Genomic DNA, 14,782 nt, shown 5'->3' with positions numbered 1-14,782 from the left:
ACAAGATGGCATTTACAACTCATCAAATGCTTCGATGGCCTCCGAGAGTTTTTTCACACCATGGATTTGCATACCAGGAATTCCGCCCTTAGGCATATTCGCCGCTGGCACTATCGCTTTCTTAAAGCCGTGTTTAAATGCTTCATTTAAACGCTCTTGGCCACTTGGTACTGGGCGAATCTCACCCGCCAAGCCAACCTCACCAAACACGACAACATCTTTCGGTAACGGACGATCGCGGAAACTCGATAAAAGCGCCATAACTAACGCAAGGTCAGCACTGGTTTCTGTCACTTTTACACCACCGACGACATTCACGAACACATCTTGGTCTGCCATTTGAAGACCACCATGCTTATGCAGTACCGCTAATAATAAAGACAGGCGGTTTTGTTCTAGGCCAACCGCAACACGACGCGGGTTTGCCAGTTGTGAGTAGTCCACTAGCGCTTGAATCTCTACTAATAGAGGACGCGTACCTTCCCACACCACCATAACGGAAGAACCCGATGTTTCCTCTTCACCACGGGATAGGAAAATCGCCGAAGGATTATTGACCTCTTTCAGTCCCTGTCCCGTCATGGCAAATACGCCAAGCTCGTTCACAGCACCGAAACGGTTTTTGTGGCTACGCAAAGTACGGAAGCGGCTATCAGTGCCACCATCGAGCAGAACTGAACAGTCAATAATGTGCTCAAGTACTTTCGGGCCGGCAAGGGTACCATCTTTTGTTACGTGACCAACAATAAAGACGGCGACATTGTTTTGCTTTGCGTATCTCGTTAATGCCGTTGCTGATTCACGTACCTGCGCCACACTGCCCGGTGACGACTGAACGTCAGACACGTGCATAACTTGAATCGAGTCGATAACCATAATGCGAGGTTGCTCTTTCTCGGCGATTTGGCAAATTTTATCGACGTTCGTTTCCGACAACATCTTTAGATGGTCTTTCGGCAAACCAAGGCGAGAGGCTCGCATCGCGACTTGCTGCAAAGACTCTTCACCCGTCACATACAAGGTTGGCATTTGAGAAGAGAGTAAGCACATGGTTTGCAGTAATAAGGTCGACTTACCCGCACCTGGGCTACCACCAATCAAAATCGCAGCGCCAGGAACAACACCACCACCTAGTACACGGTCTAGTTCTTTAAAACCACTGGTGAATCTTGGGACTTCTTGTAAATCGATTTCCGATAAGGTTTGAACTTTCGATTCTGTTGCTGATCCAGCATAACCACTCAAGCGTTCATTGCGCGCAACGGTCGGAGAGGCTGCAATACGAACTTCAGTAATCGTATTCCACGCGCCACATGCGTTACATTGCCCCTGCCAACGCGGGAAGTCTGCGCCACAATCATTACAAACATACGCTCGTTTTGCTTTCGCCATGATGCCTCGATTTTTTCAACTCTCGGTTTTTTCAACAAATGTGACCAAGCACCGCCATGTCTGACCTTCTTGAACATGAACTCTTGATATACTCAAGGTTTGCTTTGCTTAGCCGATATAATCTAAATAACGATATACTTTAACAGAAATAATGCAGCAATCTGAAATTCTCTCGCTCGCGGAACGACTCATCCCTGTTTATGGCGCTGATGACTTTGATTTTGTCCTTGGTCAATTGACCGAGGGAGAACCACCATCGGCCAAAATTCTTGTGAAGATGGAACTCAACCGTGTCATGGCTCCTTGTAAGAAGAGTATTGATTTGCGAGGTCGGGTGAAAGGTGAATGTCGTGAATACCAATTAGATGGCATCCCACATTGGTTGGATGACGTCGCTTTTAACGCTTACCACAAAAACCTCAAAAAATTTGGTAGCTACACAGAAGGCATGTGGGAAGCCTTAGTCAACACACGCAATAACTTCCGGGTGATGAGCAAGAACAACGGCAAGAATGAAGAGCAATCGCTTACCGATCCTAAAAGCCCTTTCTTAGCCGAACCTGTCCATCTGGGTTACGATCTAAAACGTCAAGAGAAGCGCTTAAAAGTGCAGTCTCAAGTTGAGATCATTCGCCCAAAAGGCCAAGTAATCCATGGATTAAGTATCGACCTGTCCAGTTCAGGTGCCAAGTTCAAAGTCCCTAGCGCATTCAAGTACAGTTTGGGTGAAGTCATTCAAGTGACCTTTACCGAGTTTGCAAGTAAGTCTCAAGTTGCGGGTATTGAAAAGCCACTCACCTACCGTGTGTTAGCCGTTGATGACTGCTATGAGAATGACTCTATTCGCTATCTAAGAACGATCCGCCTTACCGAAACCAACATCATCGCTCGTGTGATTGACGAAGCGCTAAATAGTGCTGCTAAACGCGCGCGTCATGATAACCAAGACAAAATCATCCGTGCTCGTACTCGTGGCTATGAACACATCGCTCTTAAACACACTAGCAACTTGCCGCTCTTCTTTGAGGGAAGTGAACTGAAACTTGCTATGCTAACGCCAAACAACCAGAAGTTATGGCAATACTGGCACGATGAACGCAATCAACAAGTGTTTGGTTCGTTATTTCATGAACGGAGAATGGCGTCCTTAATTACTCCTGGAGTAAAAGGCACTACGAATGTGCTTTATTCTTTTACCCATGAGCATGATAACAAAACCTACTTCTATTCGATGCTTCGACCAGAAGCGACAAGAGAACAACGTCAGCTGTTTTGGCACTTAGGGGCAAAACGTTCGAGTTGGCGTGCGTTTCGAATTTCAATTTTTGAACTCTCAAACCAAGAGAAAAATGACCTTGCGGCTTTCTCTTCTGAACTGGCGGAGAGTTCACAAAGGCTGACCCACGTCGGCATCCTACAAGAAATCGCCGATGACAAATCAGGTCAAGATTACCTGCTCACAGAGAAGCCTCGCGTTCCTGCAAATACGTTAAATGCATTTCGTCAGCCGAGAAAGATCGCCGGTAACCCAAAAGGTATCTATTTCGATGCTCAGTCGCGTCGTAAAGAACCTCGTTATCGGTTCAAAACGCCATTAGTGTTGAATGTAGGCAATGTAAAAACGGCCGGATTCACTATGGATATCTCCAAGCGTGGTTTAGGGATCAGGCTGGATGAACCAACTGCGTTGCGTTCAGGGCAGGAAGTAAAGATCAACTTCCGTGAGCTGCAACTCTACGATAAAAAGCTGCCGTTGTCCGATGTGCCTTATCGTATTATTCGAGTTAGCCCGGATGGTCGTAGCGTGCAAATGGTGATAGACGAACACAGCAAAACCATGCGCGTGATTGCCTTCTTCAATAGCATTATCGAACATAACCAAGACAAGCTCATTCAGCAAAAAGAGATGTTGCCAAGTAACCCTCTGTTAGAGAGGCTACACAGTGTGCTGCTTTCACGTACTTTAAGTACGCCAATCTTCATTAGTAAGAGTGCCGCCTCTTCGGTTAAAACGCCGGTGATAGGTGTAAACTTCCCACTTCCTAAACATATCGAGTTATATGCTCGCTTGGGTCATAACCAACAATTCTCACTAGAACCACTATTTAAAGGGCGCTCTAGCACGCTGATTGCTGACCCTATTAAGCGTATTGATGGCGCGCAGGCAAGGCATCAAGACATTTATATTAGCCTGACGAAAGTAGGCATTAAGATCACGGCTGTCGAGTCAAAACTGCATCAAGAATTCACCAGTGTGAAAGAGCGTATTCAGTTCATCAAGAAAGCACGCATGATGGGTGAGTTCTATGCGACACGCATTTCAACCGCGCCAATTTTTGACCCGATGACATCGTTACTGCGCCAAGATTTGAGCGACCTTACTCAGTTTGGTGTCCATCAAGCCAGCAAATTAGAGAAAGAACTGACTGCTCTCGTCGGCTACAGTGAGTTTGAAGACATCACGGAAGAGGTCGTCGTCAGGCTTGAACTCACCGAATAAAGAAACACCGCCAAACTATAGGCGGTGTTTTCTATTGGTCGGTCTTAAACCTTGAGCTTATGGCTTCGCTTGCCAGCTGATTTTCTGTTGCTTAACCAAAGCGCCTGACAGAATGCATAGCACTCCACCAAGCCCCGCAAATCGAACCGATGTTTGTGCTTGTTGTTCTACCTTTGGTTTCGCATGATAAGCAATACCAAGCCCTGCGGCAGACATCATCACCAAGTCATTGGCTCCATCGCCTACGGCCACCGTATTGTGTTGCTCAATATCATACTCTTCTGCAAGTTCAACCAAGATATCCGCTTTCGTTTGTGCAGATACAACATCGCCAAGTACCTGACCGGTCAACTTGCCATCGATAATTTCCAATTGGTTCGATTGAGCAAAGTCCAAGCCAACTTTGTCTTTGATGAAATCAGAAAAATAAGTAAAACCACCTGAAGCAATCGCCGTCTTCCAACCGAGTGCTTTAAAGGTCGCAATCAGCGCTTCAAAATCTGGCATGAATGGTAATTGGCTGCGTACTTGCTCCAAAATAGCTTCATCGGAACCTTTCAGTTTACCAACGCGCTGACGCAAACTTTGTTCGAAATCCAACTCCCCTTGCATGGCTCGTTCGGTCACTTCAGCCACTTCTTCACCAACACCGGCTAGTTTAGCGATTTCATCAATGCACTCGATTTGAATCGCAGTAGAGTCCATATCGAAAACCACCAAACCCGGCGCAGAGAGATCCGGCACTTCATTAAGCGACGCATAATCAAGGTTGAGGTTCTTCAAAATAATTTCGTGCTCTGGCGTGAGTTGCCCAGCCATCAATGCAACTTCATACTGCCCTACTTTCCATGTGTCTAAGATTGGATTGTAGAAACCAGTAAAAAAGTCGATATCTTCAAAGTTGCGAGGCTCTAGATGTTCACCAAACACAATCCAGTTTGCCTTGGCTTTATCAAGCTGAGTGGCAAAGCGAGTTTCGGGTAGTCGTTTTAAAAGAGTCGTATGCCTTCTGATAGGCAAGCTTTTTGACGCGTCCATGTATATAATCCCTTGTGACTTTGCTAAAACGTTACCTCAACAAGCTAAAAAGGCAAGTCTTTGTTTTGTTTTGAATGGACGAGTAAACAGCATGAGTGAATCCCTGTTCTCAGTGAGGAATGCCCTACGAATCCTAGCGCTGATCCTGCTATGCGTGATGCTATTTATCACCATAAAAAACAGTGTCGTGATCAGTAAGGGCAACGAGAAGATTCAAGCGCAGCAGCTTGAAACACTGACAAAAGTTTTGATTTCGCAAGCGTCGTTATCCGCTAGTGAAATGATCATTAATAAAGACCAAGAAAGTCTACTTAAGCTAACCAACCAACTTGCACAAGACCGTTTAGTATTTGATGCCACCATTTATGATGCGCAAGGTGTGCGTTTGGCTTCAAGTGAAGAGGCGCTTTCGGTACGTGAAGTACTAGGGTTAGATACACCACTGGCGACGGCCTCTATCGGTCGCCAACAACTCGTTGAGCCCGTATCGGCGGATGGCGCTGTGATTGGCTTTGTTCGCGTGACCTTTGAAACGGGCCGAGTCACTGCGATTTCTGATCATCACTACCGTAAAAGTGATCGCTACATGTACATGATGGTCCTGATGAGCTTTGTGTGTGGCATGCTGTTCATTGTGATTTTACGTAGACAACCGATCCGCCGTAAAAAAGGTGAAAACCTGTTACTGACAAAGTAACTTGCTCATTCGATCTCGGATAAAAAAGCAGCCCGCACAATGCGGGCTGTTTTTTTAATGCTTTAAAGTGAAAAGAATTTCGTCTTACTCTTCATCACCTAACAGTACTGAATCAAGTGCGATAAGCATCATATCGTTGAACGTATTTTGACGCTCTTCTGATGTGGTTTGCTCACCAGTCTTAATATGGTCAGAAACAGTACAGATCGTCAGTGCTTTTGCACCGTACTCCGCTGCCACACCGTAGATACCAGCCGCTTCCATTTCAACACCCACGATGCCGTATTTATCCATTACGTCGAACATTTCTGGATCTGGCGTGTAGAACAGCTCTGCTGAGAATAGGTTACCTACTTTTACGTCTACGCCGCGTGCTTTTGCTGCTTCTTCAGCTGCGCGAACCATTTTGTAGTCAGCAATAGCGGCAAAGTCATGGCCTTTGAAGCGGATACGGTTAACTTTAGAGTCCGTACACGCGCCCATTCCAATCACAACATCACGTACTTTGATGTCTTCGTTTACTGCACCACAGCTACCAACTCGGATCACTTTCTTCACACCAAAATCTTTGATCAGCTCAGTCACGTAGATTGAACAAGATGGAATACCCATACCATGGCCCATTACCGAGATCTTACGACCTTTGTAAGTGCCTGTGTAACCAAACATATTACGAACGTCACATACTTGAACCACATCTTCAAGGAAAGTCTCTGCGATGTATTTTGCTCGTAGCGGATCACCCGGCATTAGAACGACGTCTGCGAAAGCACCCATTTCTGCGTTGATATGTGGAGTTGCCATGTTTCTTTTCCTTAACCTGTCTCTAGCAATCCGCGCTGCTGTTGGCGCTTTGGGCTAGAATATTCTCATTTCCGACAAGCAGCATTTTCATACTGCAAACATAAAACTAGGAGCAATATTGCTCCTAGTTTTCAATTCCTAATTATAGGAAGTTCTTACCGTAATCCATTGGAGAAGTACCGAAGTACGTTGCCAATGTTTGACCGATATCAGCAAAGCTGTCACGACGGCCTAATGAACCCGCAGGTACTTTCTGACCGTAAACAATCACAGGAATATGTTCTCGAGTATGGTCAGTGCCTGGCCATGTTGGATCACAACCGTGATCTGCCGTTAGAATAAGCACGTCGTCTTCTTCCATAATCTCTAGCACTTCATTGATGCGACCATCGAAGTACTCAAGTGCTGCCGCGTAACCTGCAACATCACGACGGTGACCGTAAGCTGAATCGAAGTCCACGAAGTTAGTGAATACGATGGTGTTGTCACCCGCTTCTTTGATTTGCTCTAGTGTTGCTTCGAACAAGGCTGGGATACCTGTCGCTTTCACTTTCTTCGTGATACCGCAGTTTGCGTAGATATCCGCAATCTTACCGATAGAAACCACGTTGCCTTGCTTCTCTTCAACGAGTTTCTGTAGAACCGTTGCCGATGGTGGCTCAACAGAAAGGTCACGACGGTTACCTGTACGCTCGAATTGACCTTTACCTGCACCAACGAATGGACGCGCGATAACACGACCGATGTTGTAATCTTCTAGCTCTTCACGTGCAATTTGGCAAAGCTCTAGTAGGCGGTCTAGACCGAATGTCTCTTCATGACATGCGATTTGGAATACAGAGTCAGCTGATGTATAGAAGATTGGCTTGCCAGTCTTCATGTGCTCTTCACCAAGATCGTCAAGAACTTGAGTTCCCGATGCGTGGCAGTTACCTAGGAAACCGTCCAGGCCAGCACGCTCAAGGATGCGGTCAGTCAGTTCTTTAGGGAAGCTGTTCGCTTTGTCAGTGAAGTAGCCCCAATCAAACAGTACAGGCACACCTGCAATTTCCCAGTGGCCAGACGGCGTGTCTTTCCCTGACGAAAGCTCTGCTGCGTGACCGTACGCACCGATGATCTCTGCGTCTGCGTCTAGACCAGGAGCAAAACGGCCTGTTGACTCTTTATGCGCCATTGCCAAACCCAGCTTAGATAGGTTTGGAAGACGAAGCGCGCCTTCACGTTTGTCGTTGTTTGCTAAGCCTTGTTCACACTGGTCAGCAATATGACCAAGCGTGTCCGAACCTACGTCACCAAATTGCTTCGCATCAGCGGTTTCGCCGATACCGAATGAGTCTAGTACTAAAATAAATGCTCTTTTCATTGCTCGTTCCTTAGGCCCACTCGGCTTCTAATTATGATTGAGTAGGCCTTGTGTAATTACTTGTTCGATTAAAGATCTTCTGCACGGATTTGGCGGTAGACCTCTGGCGTTGGTGTGTATTCACCGCCCACTTTAATTGCGCTGCGAAGCGCTTTTGCCGCTTCTTCCCACTGCTCTTCTGTGCGAGCGTGGATCACCGCTAGAGGCTTGTCACTGTCCGCTACTTCACCCAAACGAATGAAGTTATCAAAACCAACCGCGTAGTCGATTTCGTCTGTTGCTACACGACGACCGCCGCCCATAGAAACCACAGCCATACCGATTGCACGAGTATCCATTGCAGATACAACGCCCGTTTCAGTTGCGTATACTGGTTTGATGATTTCAGCTTTCTCTAGGTAATTATCGTAGTTTTCTACGAAGTCCGCAGGACCGCCTAGACCGGCAACCATCTTGCCAAAGCACTCTGCCGCTTTACCGTTATCTAGCACTTCCATCAGTTTTGCACGTGCGTCTTCTGTGCTCTCAGCAAGCTTGCCAAGTACTAACATTTCAGCACATGAAGCCATAGTCACTTCAAGTAGACGTGGGTTACGGTATTCACCTGTTAAGAAGCGAACTGCTTCACGAACTTCCACTGCGTTACCCGCAGAAGACGCCAATACTTGGTTCATGTCCGTTAGGATTGCCGTTGTCTTCGTTCCTGCACCGTTTGCTACCGCAACGATAGATTTTGCTAGCTCTTCAGATGCTTCGTAAGTTGGCATGAATGCGCCAGAGCCTACTTTTACGTCCATTACTAGAGATTCAAGACCTGCAGCAAGCTTCTTCGATAAAATCGACGCCGTGATCAGAGAGATGTTGTCTACTGTCGCTGTGATGTCGCGAGTCGCGTAAACGCGCTTATCCGCTGGTGCTAGGTCACCCGTTTGACCGATGATCGCCACACCTGCGTCTTTAGTGACTTGACCAAACACGTCGTTTGTCGGCGTGATGTTATAGCCAGGAATAGACTCAAGCTTATCCAGCGTACCGCCAGTGTGGCCAAGACCACGACCAGAGATCATAGGTACGAAACCACCACATGCAGCCACCATTGGACCAAGCATTAGAGAAGTCACGTCACCCACACCACCAGTAGAGTGCTTATCGACAATTGGACCACCAAAATTCATGTGGCTCCAATCGATAACCATACCTGAATCACGCATTGCACACGTTAGTGCGATACGCTCTGGCATCGTCATTTCATTGAAGAAGATTGTCATAGCAAAAGCGGCGATCTGGCCTTCAGATACACTGTTGTTTGCTACGCCTTGAATAAAGAAGTTGATTTCGTCGGCTGTTAGAACTTCGCCGTCACGTTTTTTACGAATGATTTCTTGTGGTAAATACATTAGTGCCTCCCAAGCTCATAATGAGCCATGGTAAAAGTAGGATAGAAGAGGTTTGGTAGCACCAAAGCTGGTGCTACCGTTCAGACGCTTTTTTTGGAATTAGTACGCTGTTGGATCAGCGACTTGGTCCGATACTTCTAATGTATTTAGTAGGTTTGTTAGCAGGCTAGATGCACCGAAACGGTAGTGACGAGCATCAACCCAGTTGTCACCAAGGATTTCATCAGCCATTGCTAAGTATGCCGCTGCATCTTCAGCAGTACGCACACCACCTGCTGGTTTGAAACCAACAGATTCTGCAACACCCATATCACGAATAACTTCAAGCATCATGCGAGCGTATTCTGGTGTTGCGTTTACTGGCACTTTACCAGTTGAAGTTTTAATGAAGTCAGCACCTGCTTCGATACAGATTTGAGATGCTTTCTTGATTAGCGCTTCTTCTTTTAGTTCACCTGTCTCGATGATCACTTTAAGAAGGATATCACCACAAGCTTCTTTACATTGCTTAACTAGTTCGAAGCCCACTTTCTCGTTACCCGCCATTAGAGCGCGGTATGGGAAAACTACATCTACTTCGTCTGCACCGTAAGCAACAGCCGCTTTTGTTTCAGCAACAGCGATGTCGATATCGTCGTTACCGTGTGGGAAGTTCGTTACAGTCGCAATGCGAACTTCTGGCGTACCTTGCTCACGAAGTGTCTTCTTAGCAATAGGAATAAAGCGAGGGTAAATACAGATTGCAGCTGTGTTGCCTACTGCAGTTTTCGCGTCATGACATAGCGAGATCACTTTTGCATCAGTGTCATCATCATTTAGCGTAGTAAGGTCCATAAGTTTCAGTGCACGTAGCGCTGCTGCTTTTAAATCGCTCATTTCTATCTCCGATCAATATTCAAAAAATTCACTACTCAGCTTCACATCACTTCTCTAACTATAATCAATAAGTAGAGACAGCGTGAGATTTTAGCTAAGCAGTCTATTAATGAACGGACTTGGTTCCCTGAAGACTCGGCATATACTGCGAAAAATCATATACCAATTGCTATCCTTGTCACCGCACAGTACCAGTTTGGCCTATGGCACAACAATCTATGATTGCGGTGTCTTTAATATCACATCACACAATAAAACGCTTGTGGGAACTGATATTGGAGGGCAATTCATTTGCCCATCGAGCATGTAATATTCACTCTGTGATTAAGTGGTTATCAGAACCACCATTTCATGATCACTACATTATAGAGTTTCACCGCAAAACTGTAGCACCAAATAGAGCGCAAACGGTTTGTATCTCAAAATTTCCCAGCCCCTATTCCATCGACTGCGTAAGCGAATTGCATCGACCTACATACGATAAAATTTTCAGGCCTGAAAAACGAAAAATGCCCCGCAGCAATTTCTTGCTACAGGGCATGATTTAAAACGGCGTCTATATATTAAGAACCGATTCTAATTATAGTGCTGCAAGGCTAAGGCAGAAGCCTGCAATAGTCGCTGCCATTAGGTTAGACAACGTACCAGCAAGAACTGCTTTAATACCCATGCGAGCGATATCTGAACGACGGTTTGGTGCAAGACTACCTAGACCACCAAGTAGAATCGCGATAGAAGAAAGGTTCGCGAAGCCACATAGTGCGAATGAGATGATAGCTGTTGTCTTAGCAGACATTACTTCACCAGTTGCTGCAACAACTTGAGCGCCTTCACCTAGGTAAGGTGTGAAGTTCAAGTATGCAACGAATTCGTTGATTACTAGTTTCTGACCGATGAATGAACCAGCAACAACTGCTTCGTCCCATGGAACACCGATTAGGAATGCTAGTGGAGAGAACGCGTAACCTAGGATAAGTTCTAGTGTTAGTTCAGGCATACCGAACCAACCACCGATGCCACCTAGCATACCGTTAACCAGAGCAATCAGACCAACGAATGCGATTAGCATTGCACCTACGTTTAGCGCAAGTTGTAGACCAGAAGCCGCACCGCCCGCTGCTGCGTCGATTACGTTAGCTGGTTTGTCGTCGCCACCGTCCATTGCTTCTTCGATATCTTCGTGAGGCTGGTCAGTCTCTGGGTGAAGAATCTTAGCGAATAGTAGACCACCTGGTGCTGCCATGAATGATGCTGCTACTAGGTATTCTAGTGGAACACCCATAGATGCGTAACCTGCTAGTACACCACCAGCAACAGACGCTAGACCACCACACATTACCGCGAATAGCTCAGATTGAGTCATTTTTGGAACAAACGGGCGAACAACTAGAGGCGCTTCTGTTTGACCTACGAAAATGTTAGCAGCTGCTGACATTGATTCCGCACGAGATGTGCCAAGCGCTTTCTGTAGTGCACCACCAAGAATCTTGATAACCCACTGCATAACGCCAATGTAGTAAAGAACTGAAATCAGTGCAGAGAAGAAGATCAGTGTAGGAAGAACGCGGAATGCGAAGATGAAGCCGCCGCCGCCGAATACTTCGAACATCTTGTCTGAAACAAGACCACCGAATAGGAAAGATGAACCATCGTTACCGTAGTTGATAACGTTAGATACACCAGTAGAGAAACCGTTTAGTAGATCACGGCCCCAAGGTACGTAAAGAACAAATGCACCTAGGATAAATTGGATAGCAAATGCGCCACCCACAGTTCTAAAGTTGATAGCTTTTCGGTTATTAGAAAATGCAAATGCAATAGCAAGAAGCACTACCATACCGACTAGGCTCATAAACAGGCTCATAGTTTATGACTTCCTTATAAGTTATTTATTGGCGTGTTACAAAATGGAGCTATAAAGCGGGGGCAATTATACTCATCCCGAATCAATTAAAGTAATGCCACCCTCACACTTTCTTATAAGATTCATCATTGATTCACTCCCGTTTGTGAGTTATCTCACAATAAGAAGGAAAACGTTTTCGCTTTTAAACACCATCTTTAGATTTTATTCACATATAGAGAAGGCAGAATTGCTATTTTCCCACAGCTGAGACGCAATCGATTGCTTGTTTTCTATATGCAACGCAGACAGCTCATTTAAGACATAAATGAGTTTTGAAGGGTGATTCGGTTCGCCCTGATAGCCAAGTATAGGCATATCTGGAGCATCGGTTTCGAGTACAAGATGTTGCAGTGGTAACCTTTGAATCGCGTCGCGTGTTTTGTTCGCTCTTGGGTAGGTAATCGTCCCTCCGACTCCGATAAGAAAACCTAATCGAACCCATTCCATCGCCTGCTGATAACTGCCAGAGAAAGCATGCAACACACCACCTTTCGGCAACTTAGCGGCTTTGACCATTTGGATGAGACGATTGTGTGCTTTTCGGCTGTGTAAAATAACGGGTAGTTCGAATCGTTTTGCCAGTTCGAACTGTAATTTGAGCGCCTGCTCTTGAAGCTCGGCGGGAACCTCGATAGCAAAGTCTAAACCACACTCCCCTATCGCAACGCATTGTCGGTTGCGTGAGGAAAGCAGCGATTCTAGCTCAGGAACAAACTGCTCAAACTCTTGTTGTAGAAAATAGGGATGAAAACCCAGCGCGTAATAAAGGTGAGAGTATTGATTGGCCAGCTCTTGAATACGAGCCCAGTTACTCGGCCCGATAGACGGAATCAAGATACGCTCTACCCCTTGTTTACGAGCGAGGTCGACTTGGTGAGCAAAATCCTGTTGAAAGACGTCAAAGTCAAAATGGCAGTGGGTATCAAACAGTTTCATTGTTTGCTTTCTCTTGCTCTGCTTTTTTAGCAGACTCGTCTTCATGAACTGGGTCTTGTTTATACGGCACACAACTGCGCTTTTGATCTGGTGTCAGACCCATTTCTTTGCACCAATCGTCATAGCGTTTGAGTCCTTTCTTAAACCAGTTCATCACACACCCTTTTTAGCTAATAGAATTCGCGTTGCGCCAAATAAAAAGCCGCCGTTAGCTAAGTGTATAGCTAACGGCGGCTTATGATCTAGTACGCGATATAAAGCGAGTTAGATTCGATTAGTGCTCACGAGTCGCACGGAAATCGATATCAGGGAAACGCTCACGCGCTAGGTTTAAGTTAACCATGGTTGGTGCGATATACGTTAGGTTGTCGCCACCATCCAACGCTAGGTTAGTTTGGTTCTTACGTTGGAACTCATCCAGTTTCTTCGCATCACCACACTCAACCCAACGCGCCGTTGCCACGTTAACGCCTTCGTAGATTGCTTCAACGTTGTATTCTGACTTCAAGCGAGCCACAACCACGTCAAACTGAAGCACACCAACCGCACCAACGATCAAATCGTTGTTTTGTAGTGGACGGAATACCTGTACCGCACCTTCTTCAGACAACTGAACCAAGCCTTTTAGTAGCTGCTTCTGTTTCAATGGATCTTTTAGACGAATACGACGGAACAGTTCTGGTGCGAAGTTTGGAATACCTGAGAACTTCAACGCTTCACCTTGAGTGAACGTATCACCAATTTGAATCGTACCGTGGTTGTGAAGACCAATGATGTCACCCGCGTAAGCGTGTTCTGCACGAGAGCGGTCACCCGCCATGAAGGTAACCGCATCCGAGATACTCACTTGCTTGCCTAGACGAACGTGGTTCATCTTCATGCCTTGTGTGTAAGTACCCGAAACGATACGCATAAATGCGATACGGTCGCGGTGTTTTGGATCCATGTTTGCTTGAATTTTGAATACAAAACCTGAGAACTTGTCTTCTGTCGCTTCAACATCACGTTCAACCGCTTGACGAGTCTTCGGTGCTGGAGCCCATTCAGTCAGACCTTCTAGCATATGATCTACACCGAAGTTACCTAGTGCTGTACCGAAGTAAACTGGCGTTAGCTCACCCGTTAGGAACGCTTCTTGGTCAAACTCAGGGCAAGCGCCCATAACAAGTTCAAGTTCTTCACGAACGCTTGCGGCTAGGCTTTCACCTACTTTCTCGTCAAGCTCAGGGTTATCTAGGCCTTTGATGATGCGAACTTCTTGGATCTCATGGCCGTGGCCAGATTCGTACAGAATCGTTTCGTCACGGTGAATGTGGTAAACGCCTTTAAACTCTTTACCACAGCCAATTGGCCACGTGATTGGCGCACACATCATGCCCAATTCGTTTTCAACCTCATCCAATACTTCCATTGGGTCACGAACGTCACGGTCAAGTTTGTTCATGAAAGTTACGATTGGTGTGTCGCGCAGACGAGTAACTTCCATCAACTTACGAGTACGATCCTCGACACCTTTCGCCGCATCGATAACCATCAAGCACGAGTCAACCGCCGTAAGTGTGCGGTATGTATCTTCCGAGAAGTCTTCGTGTCCAGGAGTATCAAGTAGGTTAACCAGACAATCGTTGAAAGGAAACTGCATGACAGACGTGGTTACCGAGATACCACGTTCCTTTTCCATTTCCATCCAGTCTGATTTTGCGTGTTGTGCGTTACCACGACCTTTAACCGTACCTGCTTTTTGGATTGCGTTTCCGAATAACAGTACTTTTTCAGTAATGGTGGTTTTACCCGCATCCGGGTGAGAAATAATAGCGAACGTTCTACGCTTAGAAACTTCGCCTAAAAAAAGGGGATTTGACATTAGTTAATC

General features: G+C 46.1%; 12 protein-coding genes. 2 read left to right on the top strand and 10 right to left on the bottom strand.

Annotated features, from left to right (window positions below; genetic code table 11):
* Positions 1-12: 12 nt before the first annotated feature.
* Positions 13-1,392: a DNA repair protein RadA gene (radA, locus tag C1S74_RS14425; RefSeq protein WP_038865921.1), complete on the bottom strand. Its 1,380-nt coding sequence runs from the start codon at positions 1,390-1,392 to the stop codon at positions 13-15.
* 151 nt (positions 1,393-1,543) lie between these two features.
* Here radA and C1S74_RS14420 point away from each other — a divergent pair, with 151 nt between their 5' ends.
* On the top strand, positions 1,544-3,892 hold the full coding sequence (locus C1S74_RS14420) for a PilZ domain-containing protein (RefSeq protein WP_045403869.1): 2,349 nt from the start codon (positions 1,544-1,546) through the stop codon (positions 3,890-3,892).
* A gap of 57 nt (positions 3,893-3,949) precedes the next feature.
* On the opposite strand, the gene serB is transcribed toward C1S74_RS14420, so the two are convergent.
* The gene (gene serB / locus C1S74_RS14415; RefSeq protein WP_045403867.1) at positions 3,950-4,930 is read right to left on the bottom strand and encodes a phosphoserine phosphatase; all 981 of its coding nucleotides are present in this window, start codon (positions 4,928-4,930) and stop codon (positions 3,950-3,952) included.
* Between the two features lie 91 nt (positions 4,931-5,021).
* On the opposite strand from serB, the gene C1S74_RS14410 reads away from it, so the two are divergent.
* On the top strand, positions 5,022-5,627 hold the full coding sequence (locus C1S74_RS14410) for a YtjB family periplasmic protein (protein ID WP_045404067.1): 606 nt from the start codon (positions 5,022-5,024) through the stop codon (positions 5,625-5,627).
* A gap of 84 nt (positions 5,628-5,711) precedes the next feature.
* On the opposite strand, the gene deoD is transcribed toward C1S74_RS14410, so the two are convergent.
* From deoD to prfC, 8 genes are all read right to left on the bottom strand, one after another.
* Positions 5,712-6,431 carry a purine-nucleoside phosphorylase gene (gene deoD, locus C1S74_RS14405; RefSeq protein WP_038865914.1) on the bottom strand — a complete coding sequence of 240 codons (720 nt, stop codon included), beginning with the start codon at positions 6,429-6,431 and terminating at the stop codon, positions 5,712-5,714.
* Between the two features lie 142 nt (positions 6,432-6,573).
* Positions 6,574-7,794 (bottom strand): phosphopentomutase, encoded by a 1,221-nt coding sequence (locus C1S74_RS14400; RefSeq protein ID WP_045403865.1) that lies wholly within the window; start codon positions 7,792-7,794, stop codon positions 6,574-6,576.
* A 68-nt stretch (positions 7,795-7,862) separates the two neighbouring features.
* Complete coding sequence (gene deoA, locus C1S74_RS14395; RefSeq protein WP_045403864.1) at positions 7,863-9,191, bottom strand: thymidine phosphorylase; 1,329 nt, start codon at positions 9,189-9,191, stop codon at positions 7,863-7,865.
* A gap of 99 nt (positions 9,192-9,290) precedes the next feature.
* Positions 9,291-10,067 carry a deoxyribose-phosphate aldolase gene (gene deoC, locus C1S74_RS14390; RefSeq protein WP_038865907.1) on the bottom strand — a complete coding sequence of 259 codons (777 nt, stop codon included), beginning with the start codon at positions 10,065-10,067 and terminating at the stop codon, positions 9,291-9,293.
* A 580-nt stretch (positions 10,068-10,647) separates the two neighbouring features.
* Positions 10,648-11,931 carry a NupC/NupG family nucleoside CNT transporter gene (locus C1S74_RS14385; protein WP_038894262.1) on the bottom strand — a complete coding sequence of 428 codons (1,284 nt, stop codon included), beginning with the start codon at positions 11,929-11,931 and terminating at the stop codon, positions 10,648-10,650.
* Between the two features lie 204 nt (positions 11,932-12,135).
* Positions 12,136-12,909, bottom strand: coding sequence for a TatD family hydrolase (locus C1S74_RS14380; protein ID WP_045403862.1), 774 nt, complete (start codon positions 12,907-12,909; stop codon positions 12,136-12,138).
* Positions 12,896-13,063 carry a DUF5363 family protein gene (locus C1S74_RS26425; protein ID WP_158652390.1) on the bottom strand — a complete coding sequence of 56 codons (168 nt, stop codon included), beginning with the start codon at positions 13,061-13,063 and terminating at the stop codon, positions 12,896-12,898. The genes C1S74_RS14380 and C1S74_RS26425 overlap by 14 nt, the downstream gene beginning before the upstream one ends.
* Before the next feature lie 120 nt (positions 13,064-13,183).
* Complete coding sequence (gene prfC, locus C1S74_RS14375; RefSeq protein WP_038865904.1) at positions 13,184-14,773, bottom strand: peptide chain release factor 3; 1,590 nt, start codon at positions 14,771-14,773, stop codon at positions 13,184-13,186.
* Positions 14,774-14,782: the final 9 nt, after the last annotated feature.

Origin of the sequence: Vibrio hyugaensis (assembly GCF_002906655.1) — a bacterium.
GTDB classification, from domain to species: Bacteria; Pseudomonadota; Gammaproteobacteria; order Enterobacterales; family Vibrionaceae; genus Vibrio; species Vibrio hyugaensis.
The sequence above is the reverse complement of the archived record's forward strand: the minus strand, read 5'-3'. Positions and strand labels throughout refer to the sequence as shown.

Bases quoted from the DNA above. Each gene is read 5' to 3' on its own strand.
- radA (WP_038865921.1), bottom strand. From the start codon at position 1,392: ATGGCGAAAGCAAAACGAGCGTATGTTTGTAATGATTGTGGCGCAGAC.
- C1S74_RS14420 (WP_045403869.1), top strand. From the start codon at position 1,544: ATGCAGCAATCTGAAATTCTCTCGCTCGCGGAACGACTCATCCCTGTT.
- serB (WP_045403867.1), bottom strand. From the start codon at position 4,930: ATGGACGCGTCAAAAAGCTTGCCTATCAGAAGGCATACGACTCTTTTA.
- C1S74_RS14410 (WP_045404067.1), top strand. From the start codon at position 5,022: ATGAGTGAATCCCTGTTCTCAGTGAGGAATGCCCTACGAATCCTAGCG.
- deoD (WP_038865914.1), bottom strand. From the start codon at position 6,431: ATGGCAACTCCACATATCAACGCAGAAATGGGTGCTTTCGCAGACGTC.
- C1S74_RS14400 (WP_045403865.1), bottom strand. From the start codon at position 7,794: ATGAAAAGAGCATTTATTTTAGTACTAGACTCATTCGGTATCGGCGAA.
- deoA (WP_045403864.1), bottom strand. From the start codon at position 9,191: ATGTATTTACCACAAGAAATCATTCGTAAAAAACGTGACGGCGAAGTT.
- deoC (WP_038865907.1), bottom strand. From the start codon at position 10,067: ATGAGCGATTTAAAAGCAGCAGCGCTACGTGCACTGAAACTTATGGAC.
- C1S74_RS14385 (WP_038894262.1), bottom strand. From the start codon at position 11,931: ATGAGCCTGTTTATGAGCCTAGTCGGTATGGTAGTGCTTCTTGCTATT.
- C1S74_RS14380 (WP_045403862.1), bottom strand. From the start codon at position 12,909: ATGAAACTGTTTGATACCCACTGCCATTTTGACTTTGACGTCTTTCAA.
- C1S74_RS26425 (WP_158652390.1), bottom strand. From the start codon at position 13,063: ATGAACTGGTTTAAGAAAGGACTCAAACGCTATGACGATTGGTGCAAA.
- prfC (WP_038865904.1), bottom strand. From the start codon at position 14,773: ATGTCAAATCCCCTTTTTTTAGGCGAAGTTTCTAAGCGTAGAACGTTC.